This window comes from Acinetobacter sp. 1125_18A (assembly GCF_052824985.1).
Genome location: NZ_VTDG01000002.1, coordinates 144,335 through 168,564 on the forward strand (window position 1 = coordinate 144,335; position 24,230 = coordinate 168,564).

Consider the following 24,230-nt stretch of genomic DNA (forward strand, 5'->3'; position numbering starts at 1 on the left):
CTCTAAAGAAGGAAGCTTAATTAAGCTTCCTTCTTTTTTTGAGTAAAATAATTATGGTTATTCAAAAATTAAAACAACATTTCATCAATCAAAATATACGTATCAATCAACCGACTACATTGTTAGAAACGTTAAAATTTGAACAAAAATACGGAGTTAGACTTCCACAAATTTTTAAAGAATATTTTATTTTTTTCAATGGTACAGGTGAAGCCAATTTTGGTGATGAGGGCTATTCTTTCTTTTCTTTAGCTGAATTTAGACCTGTAAAAGATTTAAAAGGGATTGAAAACTTTCCTCATGCAAATTGTTTTGTATTCTCTGAATTCTTACTCTGGATGACTGCATATGCAGTAAAACTAGATGAATATGGCAATGAATTCGGCATTTATGAAATTTGTAATACGCATAATAAGGTTTGTAATAATTTTGAAGAGTTTATTTTGCTCATAATGAAAGGTGATTTAGAAATACTCGATTGATGATGTTTTTCCGTACAGCATTAAACAATTGCATATCCATTTAACTTAAAGATTAGTTCGCAAAATGAAGCAAATTGATACACTCTAATTTTTCAAGAATTACCCTCACCCTAGCCCTCTCCCACGGGGAGAGGTGACTTTCGTTACTAATTGAATAGTTATTTGATACACAATAGGTTTCTCTCACCTCCTGAGAGAGGACTAAAGAGAAATGACTAAAAATATTTGCATAAATTCCAAAACCTCAATCCTCCCCAAAATGTGGAAGGAACACTCTTTGAGAATTTAATAGTTATTTGATACGCAATGGAGTTCCCTCTCCTTTCAGGAGAGGGTTAGGGAGAGGCAACTAAAAATGTGTGCCTAACATTCCACAACCTCAATCTTCCCCAAAATGTGAAAAGAACACTCTTTGAGAATTTAATAGTTATTTGATACGCAATGGAGTTTCCTCTCCTTCCAGAAGAGGGTTAGGGAGAGGTGTCTTTCAATTCAATACAGATATTCCACAAATCTTCCAATACTACCTCACTCCGATTCAACACATCATCATTCCAATAACGAATAACTTTAAGCCCCAAAACCTCTAAAAACTGAGTTCTTCCATTATCATAAGCTACGCCCACATCTGTATTATGTTGACCACCATCCAACTCAACCACTAAGTCCAATTCATGACAGTAAAAATCAACAATATAAGGCTCAATCACATGTTGACGACGGAACTTTAAACTCATAAACCGTTGAGCTCGTAAAAATTGCCACATAAGATGTTCGGCATCTGTGGCATCGTGTCGCATAGATTTAGCGTATTCTAATAATTTGGGGTTTAGCTTCATTTTATTCTCCCTCTCCCTAACCCTCTCCCACGGGGAGAGGGGACTTCCATTACTAATTTTATCGTTATTTGATACACAATAGGTTTCTCTCTCCTTTCAACATAGGATTAAATAGAGAGGCAACTAAAATATTTGCATAAACTCCACCACCTCAATCTTTCCCAAAATGTGGAAGAAACACTCTTTGAGAATTTAATAGTTATTTGATACACAATGAAGTTCCCTCTCCTTTCAGGAGAGGGTTAGGGAGAGGTCTGCTCTTTAAATATCATTGCAATAATGCATAACAGTAGAATCACTATTCCTTAAGCTGATCCAAAGCTGTCCCCTGTACAGGATTTCTTTTCCAATAATAAGGTTGGAAAAATCGAAGTAACAAACGCCATGGTGTCATCCAGACAATACGCGCATTGCTCTTCTTATTCTTGCTAATTCGTTGCGCCAAATAACCACACACTTGCTCAGGTGGGTCAATCACAAACATAAATAACCATTTCATTTTATGCCAGTTTTTAACTTCACCTTGTTGCCAAGAAGAAATCAATAAATCTGTTGCCACCATTCCAGGGCTGAGCGTTCCAATCAAAATATCACTATTCTTGGTTTCTTTATTTAAAGCATGATTCAGATAAGCAACTGCTCGTTTACTGGTTGCATAAGGAGTCATCCCCGCACTCCACTCGCCACGACTGCCCCAACCTTCCATATTAAAAATTTGCCCAAAACCTTGCTGCATCATTCCTTTTAAAGCCACTTGCGAACCCAACATTGTTCCAAGCACATTGGTTTTGATTACACTTTCTAAGTCTGAGCTAGCAATCTCGGTAAATGCCCTTGCTGCATTACAGGTACCAGCATTGTTAATCCAAACATTGACCTGACCAAACTTTAAAACTGCTTCTTTCCATAAATTTTGTAAATCTTCATATTGAGCCACATCACAAGTCACCCCATAAATTTTATTCGGTGCATAGCGTTGCGCAAAATCTGCAACAACTTGATTTAACTGCGCTACATTTCGTGCCGAAATCATCACAGACCAACCTAACTTTAAAAAAGCTTCTGCCAAAGCAAAACCAATTCCACGTGTACCTCCTGTAATCACGACAGATAAAGCTTGATCAGAATTTGATGTGTTCAAAATATTCCCCATTGTGGTGATGAATTAGTATGGACAGCAAACTGGCACGTGATAAAACACATGACTATATATCCAATTTAGGACATTGAGCATCAAAAAATCAATTTTTAAGATAGAATCTTCAAGATTCAAAATTATTGAATGATTCATATTCTATGAAAAACAAAATTTTATTATGCATCACCCTTATTTTTCTCGTGGGATGTCATGAGAAACCCAGCACCTCATCAGAAAGCAAGCCAACCAAACAAGAAACGCCACAACATGTTCAAACCAAAGCAGAACCTATTGTGATTCCTGCTCAGCCAGAGCCAGACCACCTCGTCAATAATCCAACACAGCTCCCTCAAGGTTATTTAGTCGATACGACATATCTCAAAAAGCCATTACTCATCGATTTTGATGGAGATGGAAAACTAGATGCGTTCCAAGTCTTAAAGAATCCCAATAAAAAAGGCATGAAATATCTATTTGAATTCCGTATTTCGGACAGTGATAAAGTTTATTACTATCAAAATAATGAAGAAGATGATGATTTAAATATTTTTGCTAAGTTCGAAGTCGCACCTAAAACAAATATCTATGTCGATGAAGAATATCGCTTTGGAGAAAATGGCGATATTATTGCTAACGAACAGATTGACCCTAAATATTATTTAAAGTTTAAAGGTGATGGTGTTTCAGTCAATGTCCTCGAAGAAACCTGTGCTGCATCTGCCTTTTTCTTAACAGATGACAAAATTAAACGGATTTATCTTTGTTAAATCTATTTTTCATCCGCAAAAATTGCATTTGCACCAATGACTTTAGAAATCTTCACTTGGTCTTGCTTTAATAAAGCATAGATTTTTGCTTTAAGTGTTTCACTGGTAAAAGTCCCATTTAAATTCAGCAAAATGGGTTCATCACTCAATGAACCTTTGCCGTGATATTCTTGATTAATATCGTTGGTGGTTGCCTGATTGACCACCACAAAATGCCCCGCAATACCAGCCGCTTGACCACAAGCTAAACTTTGTGGTGACCAATCCCCTACTTTGATCTGAGGTTTTAAAGCATAACCTTTACTTGCTAATATTTTCTTCTGCTGTGCTGTTGCCATTGGAAAATTCAGTATCTTTTGCTGACCTTTCCAGTTTACCGCTAATTGACTGGATAAACATAATGCTCGAAAAGGACCCGCACTACCTGACTCTGCACCTTCGTTAGAATTATAACATTGTGAAATAACTTGAAAAGTTGCTTCTCCACACTGTAACAGTTTAGATTTATAGATTTTATATTGGTTGGATTGCGCACTCACTGATTCAGCAAATAGACAGAAACCAAAGAGCACTATTAAATACACTAAAAAATTGGAATATGTTTTAGACATCATCATTTTTATACACTTCATTGATCGTTTAATCGCAAATTGATTTTATATTAAACATTTATTTACAACTCATTAAATCACACAATAATACACCAACCATTTGAAATTTATAATGATATAAGTGAAATAGCCCTAAGATACGGCTTAAACCAGAAGATGAATACAATAGCATGACAACAAAAGCTTGATAAAAATACATATTTTTAAAATAATGTTAATTCAATCACAAAATAATCGATATGATGATGAAAAATATAATAATATTCAGCAGTGGTGTTCTATTACTATTTTTGGCCTCGCTTAATTATGCTGCGGCTCCGCAAGTGCCTGAGGAAACGGCAATACAAATTTTTAAAAGCGCAAAGTTTCAAAAAACCAATCTTGGCTGGGAAAGCCGCTGTAGCCTTGGCAATATCTCCTATTATGGTGACCTCAATAAAGATGGTCGTCCTGATGCCGTTATAGTCGATGGTGGTGTCGGTTGCTACGCAAACACAGGAATTGGATTTTATATTGTTACCCAACAGACCAATAAACAATGGGTGAGAATATTTAACAGTCATGGGACGCCTGAATTTCTATCTACTTTAGGAAAACATGGTTGGCCAGATATTGCCATCAATGACTCAACTAAATGCTTTGCTGTGTATAGATGGAACGGTCAAAAATTTCAAAGAAACCGTTTCGAATACAAAAATCAAGTTTGCAATCTGGGTGTTTCCAAAAATTGATCATTAAGTTATTTTTTAATTTTAGTTAAAACATTTTATCGGTTTATTTTTAGATTAAAATTTGACTGTCTGGGTTTAAGGTGAAACACAACAAATAAAAATCAATAATTATCAGTACCTTAAAAATAAACCAGAATATCTTATTGCATCAAGTTAGTGCATAAATTCCAATATAGTGCATACTTTTGCTTTATATCGAGTCTTAATAATATTTTGAAATTGTTGATCTATTTTTTCATACAGCCAAACGCTTCACGGATTCAAATCGTTGGTTATACTTGAACCAATTTGTGACAAATAGCACCAAAAAGAATCGTATATGCAAAACGTTGATCTACTCTTTCTCTTGCTTGGCGCAGTGCTTGTACTCGCTATGCATGCTGGCTTTGCTTTTTTAGAGCTGGGAACAGTTCGCCATAAAAATCAAGTCAATGCACTCAGTAAAATCATTACTGATTTTTCAATCTCAGCAATCGCCTACTTCTTTGTTGGTTATTATATTGCCTATGGACAACACTTTTTCCATACAGGCGCTACGCTTTCAACTGAGCATGGCTACAATTTGATGCGTTGTTTTTTCCTTTTGACCTTTGCTGCAGCAATTCCCGCCATTGTTTCTGGCGGCATTGCAGAACGTGCCAAAATGCGTTCTCAAGCTATTGCAACTTTATTTATAGTGGCACTGGTTTATCCTTTTTTTGAAGGGATCGCGTGGAATGGTAATCTCGGCCTGCAAAAGTGGTTAGCGGATACATTTGGTGCAAGCTTCCATGATTTTGCTGGCTCTGTTGTTGTCCATGCGATGGGTGGCTGGATTGCGCTTGCAGCAGTTTTACTACTCGGTGCACGTCATGGGCGCTATAAAAAAGATGGTCGCGTTAGTGCGCATCCACCCTCTTCTATTCCTTTCTTAGCGCTCGGTTCTTGGATCTTAATTGTTGGCTGGTTTGGCTTTAATGTCATGAGTGCTCAACGCTTAGATGCAATCTCAGGTTTAGTTGCAATGAACTCACTCATGGCAATGGTAGGCGGCACGCTTTCTGCAAATTTCTTTGGAAAAGAAGATCCTGGCTTTTTACATAATGGCCCCTTAGCAGGCTTAGTGGCAATCTGTGCAGGTTCTGATGTTGTTCACCCAATTGGCGCTTTATTTATTGGTATCTGTGCAGGTTTTCTGTTTGTTAAACTGTTCACATACACACAAAATAAACTCAAGATTGATGATGTACTTGGGGTTTGGCCATTACATGGTGTTTGTGGTGCATTTGGTGGTATTGCTGTGGGCATATTTGGTCAGCAGTGGTTGGGGGGAATCGGCGGAGTATCCTTGATGTCTCAGCTTATTGGTACCTCACTTGCCATTTTACTGGCCTTAGCAGGTGGGTTTGCCGTATACGGCATACTTAAAGCCACTATGGGTATTCGTTTAACACAAGAAGAAGAGTTTCGTGGTGCGGATTTATCCATTCATAAAATTTCTGCAAATTCTGAAGATGCAATGTTTTAATCATTTCTAATACCATGTTTTAATTTTATACATTTTTACGCTATAAAAAAGCGGCTTTTCAGCCGCTTTTTTATTGTATCGAAATGACAATAAAATAATTTTCGCAATACAATTTTAAAATATAATAGTTAGTCCTTAAAATAAATATTCAAAACATTGATCTTGAAATAATCATAGATATTTTAATTTTTATATTGCCACTTAATCATAATACTACTCATTATTTAATAATTAAGTCTAATTTAAGGTTATTTTTTTCTAATAAGCGCAGATTAAAATGATTAAATTGAGTGACTCATCTCATGCCGTATTCCGACTCAAATAAATTTTTCCTAAAAAATAGTTTATTGCTTGGAATACTATTTTTAATACTGTTCTTTGTATTTCCTGTTGGTGGTGCAATCGATATGTATTTTATCCAACCTTGGATAGATAGTACTGGTCATTTCCCACTCAAAAACAATTGGTTTCTCATTGAAATTAATCACAAACTGCTTAAACATATTGTCATTGCCTTTTATATTGCGGTATTCATTTCATGGATTGCATCTTTTAAAGTTGCGAAATTAAAAGCGTATCAATGGCAATTGGGCTATTTATTTATTGTCAGTGTTTTATCCACTGCACTGATTGGCATTTTAAAATCCCACTCAGCCCATGCCTGCCCTTGGTCTATGACTGAACAAACTGCTTTAGGCTATGTTTGGGATTTTTCAGCAAGCAACGGACGTTGCTTTCCTGGTGGCCACGCCAGTACAGGTTTTTCACTGCTTACAGGTTTTTTTGTATTTAGACGATCAAATTCTAAAGTTGCTTATCTTTTCTTAGTCTTAGGTCTAGCACTTGGTTTGATTACAGGTTGGGGGCAAATGATGCGTGGTGCACATTTCCTTAGCCATAACCTTTGGACAGGCTGGATTATTTTTACTTTTAATTTAATTATGTATCGTATCTTTTATAAAAAATTTAGCAGATAACGATCCTAAATTTCTAAACGATATATCGCACAACATTATTTTATTATAAATGCGACTCTAAAAATACATCATATATTTAAAAGCTCATTAGTCATCACTCTCGTTTATTTAACAATTCATCTCTTTTCATTCTAATCTAAAATGCTAAATGAAGTGAGGCGAAGCTATATTTATCACTCAAAGAATTACATTTTTGTCATAATTTAAATATTAAATTATTAAATCAATCTTAATTTTTACAAATTATTATATTTTGTTTATACTTGAGCCAATTTAGTAATCTTATACGTGCAAAATATGAGTAATTTTTCTAAATTTCTCCGCAACTCACTTAAAATTCAAGACCAAAATATTCAGTCTTATCAATTGGATGATGGCAAAGTGTGGCTTAAAAAAGCCTCTGAACGCCACTCGGCTTGGATTTATGTCCCATTAAAATGGGTTGCACGTATACTGAATATTGAAGCGCTAACACCTATTCCAAATTATGGTGGAAGCAAATCGATTTATTGTGAAGTTCATCGTCTGACAGAATTAAACTCATTAGGTATTCCAACGCCACAAATTTTAGCCAATTGTTCACAAGGTCTATTGATTGAAGATGCTGCTGATCATGGTGAAGATGTGATGCAACTCGATCAAGCATTGGCACAAATGGAAGGAAATACGGCAAAAAAACTAGAGTTTTATCGTGAAGCAATCTTTGCAATTCAAGCTGTCCATCACAAAGACAGTTATTTGAGTGAAGCCTTTGCACGAAATATTTTAGTCAATAAGGACAAAGCATTTACTTTTATTGACTTTGAAACTGATCCTGGGGAAGTACTGGACTTAGAAACCTGTCAAATTAGAGATTGGTTATGTTTTATTTTCTCAACGTCATTCCGTTTTAATGATGATGAGCTTGCTCAAGCTTGCGATATTTTTATTGGAGAAATTTATCCAAGTAAATCAAAATACAACGAAATTTGCCGTATAGGAAATAAACTCAACTGGGTCGCAAACTTTAATTTGGGTAAACTTGGCAGTGATGGTCGTAGGATGCAAAAATGTTTAGAATTTTTCCAATATATGAAGAAAAATGAACCACTTCCATTAATGTAGAAATGGGATCATTTATTTTCCAATCATTTTACTTCTCAGTTTTGATCTCATACTGAATCGGGATTTTGACCAAGACACTGAGTCCGCCCAACTCCTCACTACGGGATAAAGACAATTCACCACCTAAATGTTGAATGGCTTTATCCACGATTGACAATCCCAAACCACTGCCCACTTCCAAGTGATGATGTACGCGATAAAAACGTTTTAATACTTTATCGTACATCTCTGGTTCAATTCCTAAACCACTGTCCTCAATCAAAACATATGCAGAATCATGAATATCTTCAAACACAGAAATATTAATCATGCCTGAAACAGGTGTATATTTTATTGCGTTATCAATTAAATTAAAAATGATTGAATGCAGACTATGTTCTACACTTTTTAAAATCACTGTTTCATTACGTACAAAGCCAAGATCGATATCTTTTTCCATTGCGAGATTCATCAACTGTTCTACACAATTGAGTGCCACATCATTTAGCTTAAATTGAGTCACTTGAACTTCATGACTCAATGAGGAATCTTGCTTTGCCAAAGCAAGCAATTGCGTGACCAAATGTTGCATCCGAGCCAAACCTTTGCTTAAATTTTTTAGATTTTCCTCTTCAGGAAACTGGCTCATCAAAATTTTCGTTTGTAGATTCAATGCGGTGATGGGTGTACGTAACTCATGTGCAGCGTCTGCCACAAATTGGCGCTGTTCTTGTTGAGCAACAGAAATTCGCTCAAACAAATGATTCATTTCATGGATCGTCGGCAGTAATTCTTCTGGATAGTGAGCATTTTGAATTGCCACCAATGAATTTGAATCACGTTTTGCCAGTTCGGATTTAAAGTCTTCAAGCGGTTTCAAACTGCGACGAATAATATAAACCAAGCCCAACAAAGCAAATGGAATGATCAGTAAATATGGAAGAAACATACTGCCTGCAAGCTCTAAAGCCAAATGCTCTCTGACTTTTTCTTGCTGGCTGATTTGAATCTGATAATTAGCTGTGGGTAAGATATAAGTAATCCAAGTACCATGCGTTGTATCTTGGCTATAAAAACCAGCCTTTTGTTTAGGTTCAACAATGACATGATGTTGCGTATTTTGTGTTTGACTTGGATCAGCATATGCCCAAACATCTATAAATAAATCTTCTTCATGATAGCGTTTGTGTATATCAAAATGACTTTGAATGGGCCTTGGATTTAACTCCACACGCTCTGCAAGATAGACCATCTGAGCATCTAAAATTTCGTTGATCTCTTCTAAAGAAATTTTATAAGCGGAAAAAACCAACACGCAACCAAGTAAAATACTAAAAATAGAGGTATAACGAATTAAACGCTTTCTTAAGGAAAATGCAGTTTCCATATCATTCCGCTTTTTGTGGTTGCCCCAAACGATAACCTAACCCACGAATTGTACGAATAATATCTTTACCCAATTTCGATCGGATATGATGCACATAGACTTCAATTGTATTACTGTTGATTTCACTATCAAAAGCATACAATTTATCTTCTAAATTAGATTTAGAAAATATTTTATTGGGATGGGTCATTAACGGAATGAGAATTGCCCATTCACGATTTGAAAGCTCCACCGTTTCACCTTTTAGTGTTGCAATATGCTGTTCAACATCTAAAACAATTTCACCATTTTTTAGCAGATTTGAAGCACTTCCAGTTACTTCTTTCGCTGTATCACCTGTACGACGTAATAACGCATGGATACGAGCCACCAGTTCATCGAACTCATAAGGTTTAATCAAATAATCATCTGCGCCTTGATTTAAACCTTCAACACGATTTTGTAATTGATCACGTGCTGAAATAATCAGTACAGGTAAACTAGAACGTTGACGGATTTGCTTTAAGACCTGCATCCCATCCATCATGGGCAAGCCTAAATCAAGTAAGACCAAATCAAATTGTTTCTCAGAAATAAGCTTGAGACCATCTAAGCCATTATTCACCCATTCCACATCAAAGCCTTGATATTTCAATAATGTTTTAGATGATTCTGCAATCATAAAATCATCTTCTATCATCAAAATTTTGGTCATGGTTTATATCCTTTCAATCAGCTTTGTACAGCACACTGGTGCAACATATTATTTTTTTGATCTATGACTTGAGTCTGGACATTTAACAAACTCAAAAGACTTGGAAATAAATTATCTTGACTCAATGTTGCCTGTTTTTGTTGATTTAAACAATTGATTTGTTTTGCTGCTACAGATTTCCATGCATCTGAAAACCACATCACCATAGGTACATGGGTTTGTTGAGTAGGCGCAATCGCATAAGGTGCACCATGTAAATACATACCACGTTCACCTGTAGACTCACCATGGTCAGATAAATACCAAAAACCTGTGCGATAGTTTTCTTGCTGTTTTAAAGTTTCAATCAATTGATTTAGAATATGATCTGTATAGACAATCGAATTATCATAAGTATTAATCAATTCAGTCGATGAACAACCTTGTATCGCATTGGTTTCACAAGTCGGTTTGAATTTTTTAAAATCATTTGGTGCACGTTTATAATAAGCAGGTCCATGACTTCCCATTTGATGTAATACAATCAAATGTGCTTGCTTGTCATCTTTTGGCAATTGGCTTAAATACAGGTTTAAGCTGTCTACCAAAATACCATCTTGACATTCGCCACCTTGACACCATTTTTTCTCTAAATCTTGAGGGATAACAAATTTCTCAACACGATCACAAGTGCCCTTGCATCCTGAATTATTATCAATCCACGTCACCTTATAACCTGCACGTTGTGCAATATCCAGTAAACCTTCTCGATGACTGGCAAGTTGCTCATCATAATCTTTACGCGGCATACCTGAGAACATACAAGGCACTGAAACTGCAGTTGCTGTACCGCAAGAACTGACTTGAGAAAAATTAATTAAGCCCGCCTGCTTAGACAATTCAGGATTGGTATTCTTTGCATAACCATTTAAAGAAAAACTTTCCGCACGTGCGGTTTCACCGACCACCAAAACCATCAATTTAGGTTTATGCTGTAAAGCAACATCCTCGACTAAATGTGCATCTTCACCATAACGAATCAAAGGTAGATTTTTTTTCGGTGCTTTTTTATGAAAATAAGAAAGTGTTGAAGCCACAGCATTTTGCGGAGAAATCATGCCTTTTAAATCACGATGCTCACGAAATATAGCGGCATAATCCACATAGAAAACAAATAATAATGCAGCAATTACAGCGAAAGAGCCTGCAATATTTAGGCTTTTAAATAACAGTATTTTGCCAATTTTTTCTGGTTTAATTCTTACCCAAAGAATAATGATGATGGGTAAAACAACAAATCCCAGTGTCCAAATAAAAAATTGCAAAGAAAGTAAGTCTGACACTTCACTAGGATCTGTTTGTACCATATTTTGAATTTGATCAGGCGAAATCACTACGCCCAATGAATTGACAAAATAAGCACTAAATCCACCAATGAAGACCAAGACAATTGCAAAAAATTTTGCTGTCCATTTCCAGTCTAAAATTTGTAATAACAGATTATATAAAGCAACCAGCACAAAACCTGTCGCGATCAGAAACAGCTGTGCTTTAACCCCCTGATAAGGCGTTAGAGACTGGACTTTATTTAAAAAACTAAAATTCAGACACAAGCCTAACCACACTGCGACAATAAAATTAAAAGCAGTTAGGGAAATTGAGACTTCACGTCGTTTTATACGCTGTATTAAGTTAGACATTACTTTGGCAATACTCTTTTCAATAGTGTTAAGTTAAAAAATGAAGCTTAAACTGAACTTAAAAAGCACTTTCCCAAGCATATTGCGCCACTGATCCTATTTGTAATTACCTTAATATTTCTCATAATCTGAGAAATTTAAAATCAAATAAAAAAACTATAAAAAAAGTTAGTATTATTTTATAGCTTGTAGATTTTAATCCTGCTTAATCGATCCACAGCAATTTTTTGAGTTAATTATTGGGAACTGAAATTACTTTAAATCCAATAAATGGGATAATACACGAATTGATTTCTACACATTTAAAAATGACGAAAAAGTAATTTTTTATTTTCCACTCAATGTAAAACACATCAATATTTAATTAAAAAATAAAGGTAAAATCACATTAAATCAAAGATATTTATATATAAATTAAATTCCACCAACCACACAATTTATTTTACGTTTTTATAATATATTATTGACTTAATGATGCCTAAGAAAAATTATTCAATCTATTTAATTCAATCAAAAAACGACTAATCATCGCATTGAATACTAAATACTTATTATAAAAATTTAAGTTCATAATATTATGAATAACGTATCTTTTTAATCCAATATATAATCGGGATGAGACAAAAAATACCAATCACCAAAATCAAACTTAAGTAATTTAAATATCCCAATTGATCGCCAATCATGCCGCTTAATGTATATAACAACCCACTGACTGTTGCCATAATAGAGACCTGAAAAGTGAAATCTGTACCTGCATGTTCTTGACGACTATATTGCATCACTAAAGTTAAGATTATGACTAAAAGCATTGCAGCAAAAAGATCTTCTAAAGCATTAATCAAATAAATTAACCACGGTGCTACAAAGTGCGATTGTTCATATTGAGCTGCTAACCACACGAACCCTGCTAAACTGATCAATTTCAAAATAGAAAACAGGATTAAAGCTTGGTGACGCTTTAGTTTTTTTAGCATTAAACTGGCCAAGCCTGCACCCAATAGTGCAGAAAATGCCCCCACCATAGTGATATAAATGCCGATTTGAGAAAGACTCAACTGTAGATCAACCAACAAAGGTTTGGTAATTGGACCTGTAAAGCCATCCGTTATTTTGATGGTACAAAGCACAAAGAACCATGCTCTTAGTTTTTTATTGACAAAGAAATAAGTTAAATAGGTTTTAAATTTCTTAATAAAGTGCTGTGCAACATCATCCTGTAAATGTGCTAAAGCAGTCTTTTTCAAGTGCTTAGGTTCTTGATAAAACCAAATAGGAATTGTATTTAAAGCCACAATTCCTGCCAAAATCAAAAACGTACTTTGCCAGCTTAACCAGTCCATTGCCCATAGGATTGCCCCGCCCCCAATAATAAATCCTAAACGAGAGCCAATGACTTGAATCATATTCCCAATATGTTGCTGATCCCCTTTTAAAATACTAACGGCTAAGCCATCCGTTGCAATATCTTGGGTTGCACCAATACAGTTCATACAGAGCAAAGCCATAAAAAACAATAATAAATAGATCGGTTCATTCAGGGATTGAATTGGTAAAAAAGATAAAATGGTCAGGATAGCAATGGTTAAAACTTGGGTTGGAATAATCCAACTTCGATAATGCCCTTTGGAACCATGTCCAAAACTGTCCACAAAAGGCGCCCATAAAATTTTAATTGCCCAAGGCGCCATGAGTAATCCAAAGCCGCCGATATGCGCCAAAGACACGCCTTGTGAGCGTAAAATCACTGGTAAGGCATGGGTCATAAAACCTACAGGTAAACCCTGCGCCCAATACAGTGAAAATAACAACAAATAAGTATGTCGCATGCAATCTAAACTCGAACGATGTCAATATAAATGGGCCTAACTTGATCTTGTGTGTATTGCTTTAATCTACAAATTTTGTAATATTTACATTTTGCAGATAGTCACTATTAAGCAAAAAACTAAAATCAATACAAGAGCAGTCATATAAAAATACAATGTCACAAAACTTTCCGATCATACCAGATCAAGTACCCCAACGTGGTACCAGCATCAGCCGTAATATCTTTAATAACCTTTACTTAGTTCAAGGCTGGGGATTTGAGGGTGAATTTCCCAACTTACCTAAAGCCGTGGTATTTATTGCACCACACACCTCGAATTATGATGGTCTATATGCTTTCCTCGCCATGTTAGGTATTGGTGTTAAAGTCACAATTTTTGGAAAAGATAGCCTGTTTAAGCCACCACTCAAAGCACTTTTTGAGTGGATTGGTGTCATTCCCGTACAGCGTGATTCACCGCATGGACTCACCCAACAGATTGTTAAAGTTATACAACAACAAGATAAAATTTGGATTGCCATTGCACCTGAAGGTACACGAAAAAAAGCTGAAAAAATTAAAAGTGGTTTTTATCACATTGCAATGGGTGCCAATATCCCGATTGCAATTTTTTCACTCGATTACGAGAAAAAGCGAATTCACTGTTTAGGTACATTACAACCCACAGGAGATTATGAGCAAGATTTAGCAGAAATTTTATCGCGTTTTAAAGGTAACTTTTCACCTAAACGACCTAAATTATTATCGATTCCTTTACAAAAACTATTGAAAAATGGCTAGAAAAAATAGAGACAATCTGTTCAGATGTGCAACATATATTTTGATCAAAAGTAATACCCCATGCGTTTTAAACAACTTGGTTTTATAGGCTTATTGGGTCTAGCCCTTGTTGGCTGTGACAAAACAACCAAAACTCCAACTCAGACCACTGCGATTAAAGCACGTGAGCCTGTTATTGCCATTGCTTTAGGTGGCGGTGGTGCAAAAGGTTTCGCCCATATTGGTGTGCTCAAGGTTTTAGAATCTCATGGGATCAAACCTAAAATTGTGACTGGAACCAGTGCAGGAAGTTTTGTCGGCAGTATCTATGCCAGTGGTAAAACACCTTATCAAATGCAGCAGATCGCACAGCAATTGAAAGAATCTGATTTGCGTGATTTGACTTTAAATAGCCAAGGTATTGTTCTTGGTCAAAAACTACAAGATTATGTCAATCGCAATGTTGCGAATAAACCGATTGAGCAATTTCCAATCCGTTTTGCAGCAGTTGCCACACGTTTAGACAATGGTAAAAAAGCAGAATTTATTAAAGGTAATGCAGGGCAAGCAGTTCGCGCTTCTTGTAGTATCCCCAATGTTTTTGTGCCGGCAACCATTGGTAATACAAAATATGTTGATGGCGGTTTAGTTAGCCCAATTCCGGTTCAGACTGCACGTGATATGGGTGCAGATATCGTGATTGCGGTCGATATTTCTGCACGTCCAAGTGGTAGCCAACCTATGAATATGTGGGGCTTATTGGACCAAACCATTAACATCATGGGGCAACAAAGTATTAACAATGAGTTAGCTCAGGCTAATATCGTGATTCAACCTAAAGTTGGACACTTAGGTACCCTTGATCTTAAGTCCAGTAACCAAGCAATTTTAGAAGGTGAAAAAGCAGCTCAAGGCAAAATCATCGCCATTCAAACTGCAATCACTAACTTTAAAAAATCACCTGCTGCTTTAAAACCTGCGCCTCGGGCAAAATTCTAATACCGCAATAGCGTTCAGATAATCAATCATCATTAAAAACAAGAATAATCACGTTTTTATATGCAGCACTAAAATGATCTGCTACATTGATATAGATGATCCGTCATCTATATCAATGATAATCACTAGAGTAGATGTATGAACTTTATTTTTGAACCGTGGCATTGGTTTGTACTTGGCATATTGCTGATCCTATCCGAACTTGTATTACCAGCGTTTGCTGCTTTATGGTTTGGTATTGCTGCAGTTGTGGTCAGTATTTTGTTGTGGTTATTCCCAAGTATGAGTTTCACCCTGCAAGTCGTATGCTGGATTATCTTATCCATCATTTGCACTGTGGCTTGGTTTAAATTCATTAAACCTCTATCTGTAGATAAAACCAAAGCTGGGCTTTCTCGTGAAGCAACCATTGGTCAAACGGGTATGGTCATTCAAACTGGGCTTAGCCATGATCAAATTCGTGTTCGTTTTCCAATGCCTGTTTTGGGTTCTGATGAATGGAATTGCCGTACTTTATCGCCTGTACAAGTAGGTGACCGTGTACGAGTAACTGATATTTTAGGTAATGATTTAGTGGTAAAACTACATTCATCATCTTAATAATGAAGAATAAAGAGGAAAATTAAATGGGTTTTGGTTCTATTGTTGTTTTAGTCTTATTTCTATTTGTCGCTGTGACCATTTTCAAAGGCGTGCGTATTGTTCCTCAGGGTTATAAATGGATCGTACAACGCTTAGGTAAATATCACACCACACTTAGTCCGGGTTTAAACTTCGTCATTCCGTATGTGGATGAAGTGGCTTACAAAGTCACCACCAAAGATATTGTTCTAGATATCCCATCACAAGAAGTCATCACCCGTGATAACGCGGTATTAGTAATGAATGCTGTGGCTTATATCAATTTAACCACACCAGAAAAAGCCGTGTATGGTATTGAAAACTACACTTGGGCAATTCAAAACTTGGTGCAAACTTCACTCCGTTCAATCGTTGGTGAAATGGATCTAGATGATGCATTGTCATCACGTGATCATATCAAAGCAAAATTAAAAGCAGCGATCTCTGATGATATCTCAGACTGGGGTATCACACTAAAAACTGTGGAAATTCAAGATATTCAACCATCGCACACGATGCAATCAGCGATGGAAGCCCAAGCTGCTGCAGAACGTCAACGTCGTGCAACAGTGACCAAAGCAGATGGTGAAAAACAAGCGGCGATTTTAGAAGCAGATGGACGTTTAGAGGCCTCTCGTCGTGATGCTGAAGCTCAGGTTGTATTGGCTGAATCTTCACAGCGTGCTATTGAAATGGTGACTTCTGCTGTAGGTGATAAAGAAATTCCTGTTGCTTACTTACTCGGTGAGCAATATGTCAAAGCAATGCAAGACATGGCCAAATCGAATAATGCCAAAACTGTTGTACTCCCAGCAGATATTATGAACACCATCCGTGGTGTGATGGGTAGAAATTAATTTAGCAACTTAAAATTCATTCAAAAAATAGGCAACCCATCGGTTGCCTATTTTTTATCGTGAAAAATGTCGCTTAAGTTTTAAGGTTGAACAATTGATCCATATTTTTTCGTTATCTATAGTTAAATTTCGCGTTACTTAAAATCCTCTCTTTGCATCTGCATTCGAGATTTAAAGATCGATATTAAAATGAAATTACATAAAATACAGATAGATGAAGACTTTGAAGATGATGGGCTTTGCTCTATTACGTTTTGGTTCGAGGATGCCCCGAGATATATAACCCTATGTCGGGATGAACTAGCGTGTCCAAGCAGTATTTACATTGAGTATACTGATCAAATATATGGATTTGAAACCAGAGACATCGAATATTCATTTGAGAACGGACGATTAACCCTAAAGCTGTTGGTTAATTCGTTCAGATGGAATAATTCCAGTGATGTTGAAATTTATATCCCTGAAGCAGAAATTGACTCAGTGACATCCATCATGGAAAAAATATTTGATCTCAATTAAATTAGCTTTTTCTTGCCAACAAAAATTGCGAAATTTGATTCAATTCCTGTGCATCCTCGCCAAAATACGCTAAAGCTTTAAATGCCTGGTCATGTAATTGTAGCGCATAAATTTTGGCATTTTCTAAGCCCATTAAGGCAGGATAGGTCGACTTATCTACTTGTTGATCTTTGCCTGCAGTTTTGCCCAAAGATTCAGTGTCAGACACCACATCTAAAATATCATCTTGTACTTGAAATGCTAAACCAATCGCTTGACCATATTGACGCAATTGTGGAATGGCTTGATCTGTACCTGAAAAAATTGTCACAGCAGACAGCATAATTGCAGCTTGGATTAAAGCCCCTGTTTTATTGCGATGGATATTTTCTAACTGTGCTTGATCAACATGTTTGCCTTCAGCCTGTAAATCCAAAACCTGACCACATACCATTTTTGAACTTGCTGTGGCTAAGATTTGCATTTGTTTAAGAATAATGCCCTGTTCAACAGCTTGACCTTGATCAAATAGACGGCTTCCTAATACCTCAAATGCCATCGATTGCAAAATATCACCAGCTAATAGCGCTGTATCTTCACCAAAAACCACATGACAAGTTGGCTGTCCGCGACGTAACAAGTCATTGTCCATACATGGCAAGTCATCATGTGCCAATGAATAGCAATGAATAAACTCAATCGCAACCGCAGCTCTACGCACAGCTGCAAAATTCGGATTATTTTGTTTTAAATGTGCAGTTGCATAACTTAAAGCCGGTCTAACTCGTTTTCCACCTAACATCACTGTATGATGCACTGCAGATTTTAATGGTTCTGGCAATGAAAAAGCATCTAAAGCAGCTTGTAAATCTTGCTGAATTTGCACTTGCGCTCGTTTTAAAATTTCTGCATTTACATTGGGAATAGAAGTCACATCTGCCTCGGTTTGTACGAATCGCTAAAACTAAAATCAGCAGTTTTAGATAAATTGGTAAATTTGGTGAGTCAGAACATTCTACTATGAGTCACTATAATTCTCATCCTTTAATTCCAATGCAATCATTTGAATAAGTGCAAAGCATTTATAATTCATTTTTTAATAGAAACAGTGAGTTTCGCCCCTTTTCTTTGGCAGAACGTACTGCAAACTCTAATTTTTGTAAGACATCCACCTCAGTCGGCTTATGGTGTGGATCTAAATGATAGATTCCTATAGATGCAGTAAGATATTCATTATTACTACCAAACAATATCTTTTCATTGGTGACTGCAAATTTAAGTCGTTCTGCAAGTGTGACCACTGCCCACTCAGTAAGATGTTCAATCACAATAACAAAACTTGCTGAATTTAAACGAAAAATTTCAGCTTCTTCAGTTTGCGCAATCGCTTCATTTAATACAGAACCGAGTTGTATTAAGACCTCATCACCTGCAGTATAGCTATTGAGTTGATTAAATCGCTTAAAGTTATCTAAATCAATTTTAAGAAATGACAAATGCGAGTCACAACTGTTTTGCCAGATTTTATTTAAATAATGCTCAAAAGCAAAAGCGTTCTGTAAACCTGTGACAAAATCTAAATAGAGATGGTCATGCAATTTTTTATTATTTTGCAAAAGTACATTTTCACGGCGCTTCAAACGCGTTATATCCGAGCAAACAACTACAACTGTTTCAATCTCATCATATTGATTACGTATTGCTTTAAAATATGAAAGATAAAATTTTCCTTTGACATAAAATTCTTGCTCAAAATAATTTTTATTTTTTGAGAAATAACGCATTGCTTCAGTGAAATGAGCATAAACAACAGTCGAAAATGTATTCAGTAACTTATCAAACAAGTAAAGCGCGTCACTTTCATAAATATCAGCAAATTTTTGATTTACCCCTAAAAACCGCGCTTCCTGATCAAATAAAGCGATGGGTAAAGGAATTTGTGAAATAAAAGAAACCAGATGCAATTTGTCAATATCTTTTAAATATTCAAAAACTTTGATGTCTTCAAGGCTATCTCGTAGTTTTTTAGACTCTTGTTCCATACGCCACCTCGAAGCCAATAAATTTTTAATCTATTGAAATTAGCATTTAATGTATTAATTTTTTACAACAGCAAATCATCAGAATTGCTATCACATAAAGTAAGTATGATAAAATACTGTAACTATTTTGCCATACACAATACAAAATTAGTACTTTTATTGATATAAATCACAAAAAAAATAAACCTTGCGAATGCAAGGTTATTAAAATTTCAACGATCAAATCTCTCAAATGCTATTTGAAAGCACATCAAAAAGATTAAAAACTATCTGCTGGCACTCGAACCCAGCCCTCCATCAATACACGCGCACTACGACTCATGATGGCTTTCTTAACAACCCATTGTCCTTTTTCATTTAAAGCTTGTGCACCCACGCGAAGTGTTCCAGATGGATGACCAAAGCGTACCGCCTCACGTTCACCACCTCCAGCAGCCAAATTCACCAAAGTATTTGGAATTGCTGCCGCTGTACCAATCGCGACCGCAGCTGTTCCCATCATGGCATGATGTAATTTACCCATCGATAACGCGCGCACCAATAAATCTGTATCGGTTTCACCCACCTGTTTACCACTAGACGCGGTATAGCTTTTAGGTTGCGATACAAATGCCACTTTCGGAGTATGTTGACGATTAACCGCTTCACTAATGTCTTGGATTAAACCCATTTTTACCGCACCATAAGCACGGATTTTTTCAAAACGCGCTAATGCAGCTATATCACTGTTGATATCGTCTTGTAATTCAGTTCCGTTGTATCCAATCTCTTCGGCATTTAAGAAAATTGTAGGAATACCGGCATTGATCAATGTTGCTTGAAATGTACCAATTTCAGGAACCTCTAAGCTGTCTACAACATTTCCTGTTGGGAACATTGCTCCACCATCTTCCCCGTCATCGGCAGGATCTAAAAATTCAATTTGAACTTCTGCTGCTGGAAAAGTGACACCATCCAATTCAAAATCACCCGTTTCTTGAACTTGTCCCTGAGTAATAGGCACATGGGCAATAATTGTTTTATGAATATTGGCTTGCCAAATACGAACTGTACAAATACCATTTTCTGGAATCCGATCAGCTGCAACCAAACCATTACTGATTGCAAATGAACCGACAGCAGCACTTAAATTACCGCAGTTGCCGCTCCAATCTACAAATGCTTTATCGATAGACACTTGCCCAAACAGATAGTCAACATCATGATTTGGTTGTGAACTCTTGGCTAAAATAACTGTTTTACTGGTACTTGAAGTCGCCCCGCCCATCCCATCAATCTGTTTTCCATACGGATCTGGACTACCAATCACACGGAGTAATAACTGATCACGGGCTTGCCCCGCTATTTGTGCACGTTCAGGCAAATCATCGAGTTTAAAGAAGACACCTTTACTGGTACCACCACGCATATACGTTGCTGGGATTTTGATTTGTGGTGCAGCGCTCATTTTATCGTATTCCTTTCAATTCTCTTTGTTGTCTCAAATAATGAATCTTCATTCAGTTTTATACTACCCTTTTTTTGAGTAAAATACTGACGGATTGACTTAAGTATTAAATAAATCTTGTCATAAAGCTTAAATATTAAACAGATTCAGTTTGCTTTGAAAATTTAAAATTAATCTTATTTCATTGAAAATGAATAAAAAAATTAAATATATTATTTTTTGACTTCACAGTTCCTTTCCATACATCTATCGCATACTAGGCTAAAAGTAACCAATCTATTACAATAATTAAATTCGCATAAATAGAGTTGTACACATTGAGCAACGAGTCTACACAATTACAGCGTGGGCTTAAGAATCGTCATATCCAATTGATTGCCATGGGCGGTGCAATTGGTACAGGATTATTCTTAGGTTCAGCACATGTGATCGAAAAAGCTGGGCCATCCATTATTTTGGGTTATGCCATTGGTGGTTTGATCGTTTTTTTAATTATGCGTCAGCTTGGGGAAATGATAGTACATGAACCCGTAGCTGGTTCTTTTAGCCATTTTGCCAATAAATATTGGGGTAAATTTCCTGGTTTTTTAACTGGTTGGAACTATTGGATGTTGTACATCCTAGTTGCAATGACAGAATTAACTGCGGTCGGCAAATACATCAATTATTGGTGGCCTGAAATTCCAAACTGGGTGTCTGTACTGTTTTTCTTCGTTGTGATTACACTGGTCAACTTAGGAAATGTGAAATTTTACGGTGAATCCGAATTTTGGTTATCCATCATTAAAGTCACTGCTATTGTTGCAATGATTGTATTTGGTATTTATTTGGTTCTGACCGCAGATGTAAGTTCAGGGATTGCTTTTTCAAACTTATGGTCTCATGGTGGCTTTTTCCCAAATGGATTTGACGGCTTATTTTATATGCTGGCTTTCCTTATGTTTGGTTTTGGCGGTATTGAATTAGTTGGTATGGCTGCGGCTGAAGCCAAAGACCCAGAAAAAACCATTCCTAAAGCGATTAATCAAGTTGTGCCACGTATCCTTATTTTTTACGTAGGTTCGATGATCATTCTGTTGTCTTTGGTGCCTTGGAACCAGTTGAATTTTGGTGGTTTAGATAAAAGTCCATTCGTGATGGTCTTTAGTATGATTGGGATTGCATGGGCAGCTCATCTGGTTAACTTTATTATCTTAACTGCGGCATTATCTGTTTATAACAGTGGGATGTATGCCAATAGCCGTATGCTTTATGGTTTAGCAAAACAAGGCAATGCACCTAAAATTTTTACCAAAACCAATAAGCATGGTGTACCAATTCCATCTGTATTACTTTCTGCATTTTTAATTTTAGGTTGTGTACCTTTAAATTATTATTTACCAGAAGATGCTTTAAGTCATTTGATGTATGTGGTGGTTGGCGCTTTAGTTTTAAACTGGTTAATGATTACACTCACCCATTTAAAGTTTAAGCGTGCTCTACGTTTGACCAATCAAACCAGCAAGTACCCTGCACTTTGGGCACCTGTTAGTAATTTCGTTGTAATTATTTTTATTGGTATCGTTTTATATATCATGTGGGATCAAGGATTTAAAGAATCCGTGTTGATGATTCCTGTATGGATTACCCTGATGTTAGTCCTGTTTGATATTTTAAATCCAAATGAAATAAAGACTGAAGAAAAATAAATCTAACCCAAAGCTATTATTTCGATAATAGCTTTTTTTTCATATGCATATACGGTAAATTATTTACTTATTGTGCCCTTAGCTTAACTGGATAGAGCAGTTGCCTCCTAAGCGACAGACGTGGGTTCAAGTCCCGCAGGGCACACAATTAAAGAAGAATAAAAAAAATTCTCTTTACCAAAATTAAGACAATAAAATTAAGCCTTACAAAAGTTTTCGAACGGTAATTTTAATCATGTTTAAGGCTGATGATAAAAGCTAAAGATTAGATTACTTGCGCCCAAATATTAAAAAACCTAAATATACAAAATTATAGTTATGGACTAAATCGATATAAGCGAGCTAATTAAGCATCTTATTCAACTCATATAGTGAGCCGAATATATGCTATATTTAGCTCATCTTGGAAAAGTTCTAAGTGGAGATTTAAGATGCAAGAGTGGATTTGGCAAACCAACAACTGGACAAACTTCACATGGGAAGATGAAATCATCTTACCCAAAACCAGACAGATTCATCAAAAAATTGGAATTCTACTTGGGCAAAGTCAGCATGATTTAGCCAAAGAGCAATTCACCTTAAATACTCTACTTGCCAATCTTGTTGCATCATCCGCGATTGAAAATGAAACCTTAAATGTGTATTCATTACGTTCCTCACTTGCACGTCGTCTAGGCGTTACGCTTGACCAACCTTATCCAAGTTCGGACAGATCTGAAGGTTTGGCCAATATCATGCTTGATGCGCTGAACAATGTGAAACAACCACTTACTGTTGAACGTCTGATGCAATGGCATCAATGGCTTTTTAATGATCCCGATTGGACAATGCAGCGCTTACGCATTGGTCAACTCAGAGGTTCAGAACCGATGCAGGTTGTTTCTGGTCGATTGGATTATCCGACAGTTCACTTTGAAGCACCTCCTAGAGAAGGACTTGAAGAACGTTTAGAAGCCTTTATAAATTGGTTTAATCTTAGTCTAACCGATGCGTTGCTTGATCCCCTACTTCGTGCGGGTATTACTCACTTATGGTTTATCACACTGCATCCTTTTGATGATGGTAACGGGCGTATTACCCGTACACTGACAGACCTGGCCTTAGCACAAATGGATCAGCAGAGTATTCGCTTGTATGCGATGTCCCCTGTTATATTAAACAAACGTAAAAGTTACTATGAAATCATAGAGCAAAGCCAAAAAAATGATTCCAATATCACTAATTGGCTTGTCTGGTTTTTAGACACCTTAAATGACAGCCTCGAAACGACGTTAAATCAAATTAATCGAACTGTATTTAAAAGTCAGTTTTGGTATAAATATTCAAATTTAGATCTCCATGAAGGACAACGCAGGGTATTGAATCGCTTATTAGATGGTGGAGAAAATGGCTTTGAACATGGTATTAGTGCCTCTCAATATCAAAAGGTTGCTAAAGTCAGTAAAGCAACAGCTACTCGGCATTTATCCGACCTGTTAGAAAAAGGATGTATAATCAAATTGGAAGGTGGTGGACGCAATACTCGCTATCAAATCAATTCCCTATTATAAAAATAATACCCTTTTTAAAGGTGTTTTTTGTGATAAAGCCAAT

Annotated in this window: 22 protein-coding genes and 1 tRNA gene; 13 read left to right on the forward strand and 10 right to left on the reverse strand. The window is 36.2% G+C overall.

The features are described 5' to 3' along the window. The first annotated feature begins 53 nt into the window (after positions 1-53). Positions 54-482, forward strand: coding sequence for an SMI1/KNR4 family protein (locus FY049_RS03625; RefSeq protein ID WP_446083201.1), 429 nt, complete (start codon positions 54-56; stop codon positions 480-482). Positions 483-952: 470 nt separating this feature from the next. On the opposite strand, the gene FY049_RS03630 is transcribed toward FY049_RS03625, so the two are convergent. Together FY049_RS03630 and FY049_RS03635 are read right to left on the reverse strand one after the other, a co-directional pair. Then, positions 953-1,321, reverse strand: a complete 369-nt coding sequence (locus FY049_RS03630; RefSeq protein WP_056514442.1) for an endonuclease domain-containing protein — start codon at positions 1,319-1,321, stop codon at positions 953-955. Between the two features lie 298 nt (positions 1,322-1,619). Continuing rightward, complete coding sequence (locus FY049_RS03635; protein ID WP_446083202.1) at positions 1,620-2,462, reverse strand: SDR family NAD(P)-dependent oxidoreductase; 843 nt, start codon at positions 2,460-2,462, stop codon at positions 1,620-1,622. A 155-nt stretch (positions 2,463-2,617) separates the two neighbouring features. On the opposite strand from FY049_RS03635, the gene FY049_RS03640 reads away from it, so the two are divergent. Continuing rightward, positions 2,618-3,226, forward strand: coding sequence for a hypothetical protein (locus tag FY049_RS03640; RefSeq protein ID WP_056514447.1), 609 nt, complete (start codon positions 2,618-2,620; stop codon positions 3,224-3,226). Positions 3,227-3,228: 2 nt separating this feature from the next. On the opposite strand, the gene FY049_RS03645 is transcribed toward FY049_RS03640, so the two are convergent. Further along, entirely contained in the window at positions 3,229-3,843 is a 615-nt protein-coding gene (locus tag FY049_RS03645) for a hypothetical protein (protein WP_227515132.1), read from the reverse strand. A 239-nt stretch (positions 3,844-4,082) separates the two neighbouring features. Here FY049_RS03645 and FY049_RS03650 point away from each other — a divergent pair, with 239 nt between their 5' ends. The 4 genes from FY049_RS03650 to FY049_RS03665 all read left to right on the forward strand — a co-directional run bounded on the left by FY049_RS03650 (position 4,083) and on the right by FY049_RS03665 (position 8,156). Further along, complete coding sequence (locus tag FY049_RS03650) at positions 4,083-4,568, forward strand: hypothetical protein (RefSeq protein WP_056515285.1); 486 nt, start codon at positions 4,083-4,085, stop codon at positions 4,566-4,568. Positions 4,569-4,887: 319 nt separating this feature from the next. Next, on the forward strand, positions 4,888-6,075 hold the full coding sequence (locus tag FY049_RS03655; RefSeq protein WP_004722606.1) for an ammonium transporter: 1,188 nt from the start codon (positions 4,888-4,890) through the stop codon (positions 6,073-6,075). Positions 6,076-6,377: 302 nt separating this feature from the next. Further along, entirely contained in the window at positions 6,378-7,052 is a 675-nt protein-coding gene (locus FY049_RS03660; RefSeq protein WP_333664964.1) for a phosphatase PAP2 family protein, read from the forward strand. A 297-nt stretch (positions 7,053-7,349) separates the two neighbouring features. Then, entirely contained in the window at positions 7,350-8,156 is an 807-nt protein-coding gene (locus FY049_RS03665) for a hypothetical protein (protein ID WP_004722609.1), read from the forward strand. A gap of 28 nt (positions 8,157-8,184) precedes the next feature. On the opposite strand, the gene FY049_RS03670 is transcribed toward FY049_RS03665, so the two are convergent. The 4 genes from FY049_RS03670 to FY049_RS03685 all read right to left on the reverse strand — a co-directional run bounded on the left by FY049_RS03670 (position 8,185) and on the right by FY049_RS03685 (position 13,724). After that, positions 8,185-9,522, reverse strand: coding sequence for an ATP-binding protein (locus FY049_RS03670; protein ID WP_446083203.1), 1,338 nt, complete (start codon positions 9,520-9,522; stop codon positions 8,185-8,187). Between the two features lies 1 nt (position 9,523). Continuing rightward, positions 9,524-10,216 carry a DNA-binding response regulator PmrA gene (locus tag FY049_RS03675; protein ID WP_056514455.1) on the reverse strand — a complete coding sequence of 231 codons (693 nt, stop codon included), beginning with the start codon at positions 10,214-10,216 and terminating at the stop codon, positions 9,524-9,526. A gap of 17 nt (positions 10,217-10,233) precedes the next feature. Continuing rightward, a complete protein-coding gene (locus FY049_RS03680; RefSeq protein ID WP_327858231.1) occupies positions 10,234-11,895 on the reverse strand; it encodes a phosphoethanolamine transferase in 1,662 nt (553 codons plus the stop codon). Positions 11,896-12,470: 575 nt separating this feature from the next. Then, complete coding sequence (locus FY049_RS03685) at positions 12,471-13,724, reverse strand: MFS transporter (protein ID WP_224964901.1); 1,254 nt, start codon at positions 13,722-13,724, stop codon at positions 12,471-12,473. A gap of 155 nt (positions 13,725-13,879) precedes the next feature. Here FY049_RS03685 and FY049_RS03690 point away from each other — a divergent pair, with 155 nt between their 5' ends. The 4 genes from FY049_RS03690 to FY049_RS03705 all read left to right on the forward strand — a co-directional run bounded on the left by FY049_RS03690 (position 13,880) and on the right by FY049_RS03705 (position 16,962). Further along, the gene (locus FY049_RS03690) at positions 13,880-14,506 is read left to right on the forward strand and encodes a 1-acyl-sn-glycerol-3-phosphate acyltransferase (protein ID WP_446083204.1); all 627 of its coding nucleotides are present in this window, start codon (positions 13,880-13,882) and stop codon (positions 14,504-14,506) included. A 60-nt stretch (positions 14,507-14,566) separates the two neighbouring features. After that, complete coding sequence (locus FY049_RS03695) at positions 14,567-15,484, forward strand: patatin-like phospholipase family protein (protein ID WP_056514468.1); 918 nt, start codon at positions 14,567-14,569, stop codon at positions 15,482-15,484. Between the two features lie 138 nt (positions 15,485-15,622). Then, the gene (locus FY049_RS03700; RefSeq protein ID WP_004722621.1) at positions 15,623-16,084 is read left to right on the forward strand and encodes an NfeD family protein; all 462 of its coding nucleotides are present in this window, start codon (positions 15,623-15,625) and stop codon (positions 16,082-16,084) included. A 26-nt stretch (positions 16,085-16,110) separates the two neighbouring features. Beyond that, complete coding sequence (locus FY049_RS03705) at positions 16,111-16,962, forward strand: SPFH domain-containing protein (RefSeq protein WP_004722624.1); 852 nt, start codon at positions 16,111-16,113, stop codon at positions 16,960-16,962. A gap of 520 nt (positions 16,963-17,482) precedes the next feature. Here FY049_RS03705 and FY049_RS03710 read toward each other — a convergent pair. The 3 genes from FY049_RS03710 to prpF form a co-directional block, all read right to left on the reverse strand. Then, on the reverse strand, positions 17,483-18,394 hold the full coding sequence (locus FY049_RS03710; protein WP_446083205.1) for a polyprenyl synthetase family protein: 912 nt from the start codon (positions 18,392-18,394) through the stop codon (positions 17,483-17,485). 148 nt (positions 18,395-18,542) lie between these two features. Next, complete coding sequence (locus FY049_RS03715) at positions 18,543-19,502, reverse strand: sensor domain-containing diguanylate cyclase (protein WP_004722628.1); 960 nt, start codon at positions 19,500-19,502, stop codon at positions 18,543-18,545. Between the two features lie 259 nt (positions 19,503-19,761). Then, a complete protein-coding gene (prpF, locus tag FY049_RS03720) occupies positions 19,762-20,949 on the reverse strand; it encodes a 2-methylaconitate cis-trans isomerase PrpF (protein ID WP_446083206.1) in 1,188 nt (395 codons plus the stop codon). 317 nt (positions 20,950-21,266) lie between these two features. Here prpF and FY049_RS03725 point away from each other — a divergent pair, with 317 nt between their 5' ends. The 3 genes from FY049_RS03725 (at position 21,267) to FY049_RS03735 (ending at position 24,187) form a co-directional block, all read left to right on the forward strand. Further along, positions 21,267-22,637 (forward strand): amino acid permease, encoded by a 1,371-nt coding sequence (locus FY049_RS03725; RefSeq protein ID WP_034616126.1) that lies wholly within the window; start codon positions 21,267-21,269, stop codon positions 22,635-22,637. A gap of 72 nt (positions 22,638-22,709) precedes the next feature. Continuing rightward, positions 22,710-22,782, forward strand: a tRNA-Arg gene (locus FY049_RS03730). 286 nt (positions 22,783-23,068) lie between these two features. Beyond that, a complete protein-coding gene (locus FY049_RS03735) occupies positions 23,069-24,187 on the forward strand; it encodes a Fic family protein (protein ID WP_446083207.1) in 1,119 nt (372 codons plus the stop codon). Positions 24,188-24,230 lie beyond the last annotated feature (43 nt).

Bases quoted from the DNA above. Each gene is read 5' to 3' on its own strand.
- FY049_RS03625 (WP_446083201.1), top strand. From the start codon at position 54: ATGGTTATTCAAAAATTAAAACAACATTTCATCAATCAAAATATACGT.
- FY049_RS03645 (WP_227515132.1), bottom strand. From the start codon at position 3,843: ATGATGATGTCTAAAACATATTCCAATTTTTTAGTGTATTTAATAGTG.
- FY049_RS03630 (WP_056514442.1), bottom strand. From the start codon at position 1,321: ATGAAGCTAAACCCCAAATTATTAGAATACGCTAAATCTATGCGACAC.
- FY049_RS03685 (WP_224964901.1), bottom strand. From the start codon at position 13,724: ATGCGACATACTTATTTGTTGTTATTTTCACTGTATTGGGCGCAGGGT.
- FY049_RS03695 (WP_056514468.1), top strand. From the start codon at position 14,567: ATGCGTTTTAAACAACTTGGTTTTATAGGCTTATTGGGTCTAGCCCTT.
- FY049_RS03715 (WP_004722628.1), bottom strand. From the start codon at position 19,502: ATGGAACAAGAGTCTAAAAAACTACGAGATAGCCTTGAAGACATCAAA.
- FY049_RS03640 (WP_056514447.1), top strand. From the start codon at position 2,618: ATGAAAAACAAAATTTTATTATGCATCACCCTTATTTTTCTCGTGGGA.
- FY049_RS03650 (WP_056515285.1), top strand. From the start codon at position 4,083: ATGAAAAATATAATAATATTCAGCAGTGGTGTTCTATTACTATTTTTG.
- FY049_RS03660 (WP_333664964.1), top strand. From the start codon at position 6,378: ATGCCGTATTCCGACTCAAATAAATTTTTCCTAAAAAATAGTTTATTG.
- FY049_RS03735 (WP_446083207.1), top strand. From the start codon at position 23,069: ATGCAAGAGTGGATTTGGCAAACCAACAACTGGACAAACTTCACATGG.
- FY049_RS03700 (WP_004722621.1), top strand. From the start codon at position 15,623: ATGAACTTTATTTTTGAACCGTGGCATTGGTTTGTACTTGGCATATTG.
- FY049_RS03680 (WP_327858231.1), bottom strand. From the start codon at position 11,895: ATGTCTAACTTAATACAGCGTATAAAACGACGTGAAGTCTCAATTTCC.
- FY049_RS03670 (WP_446083203.1), bottom strand. From the start codon at position 9,522: ATGGAAACTGCATTTTCCTTAAGAAAGCGTTTAATTCGTTATACCTCT.
- FY049_RS03690 (WP_446083204.1), top strand. From the start codon at position 13,880: ATGTCACAAAACTTTCCGATCATACCAGATCAAGTACCCCAACGTGGT.
- prpF (WP_446083206.1), bottom strand. From the start codon at position 20,949: ATGAGCGCTGCACCACAAATCAAAATCCCAGCAACGTATATGCGTGGT.
- FY049_RS03655 (WP_004722606.1), top strand. From the start codon at position 4,888: ATGCAAAACGTTGATCTACTCTTTCTCTTGCTTGGCGCAGTGCTTGTA.
- FY049_RS03705 (WP_004722624.1), top strand. From the start codon at position 16,111: ATGGGTTTTGGTTCTATTGTTGTTTTAGTCTTATTTCTATTTGTCGCT.
- FY049_RS03665 (WP_004722609.1), top strand. From the start codon at position 7,350: ATGAGTAATTTTTCTAAATTTCTCCGCAACTCACTTAAAATTCAAGAC.
- FY049_RS03675 (WP_056514455.1), bottom strand. From the start codon at position 10,216: ATGACCAAAATTTTGATGATAGAAGATGATTTTATGATTGCAGAATCA.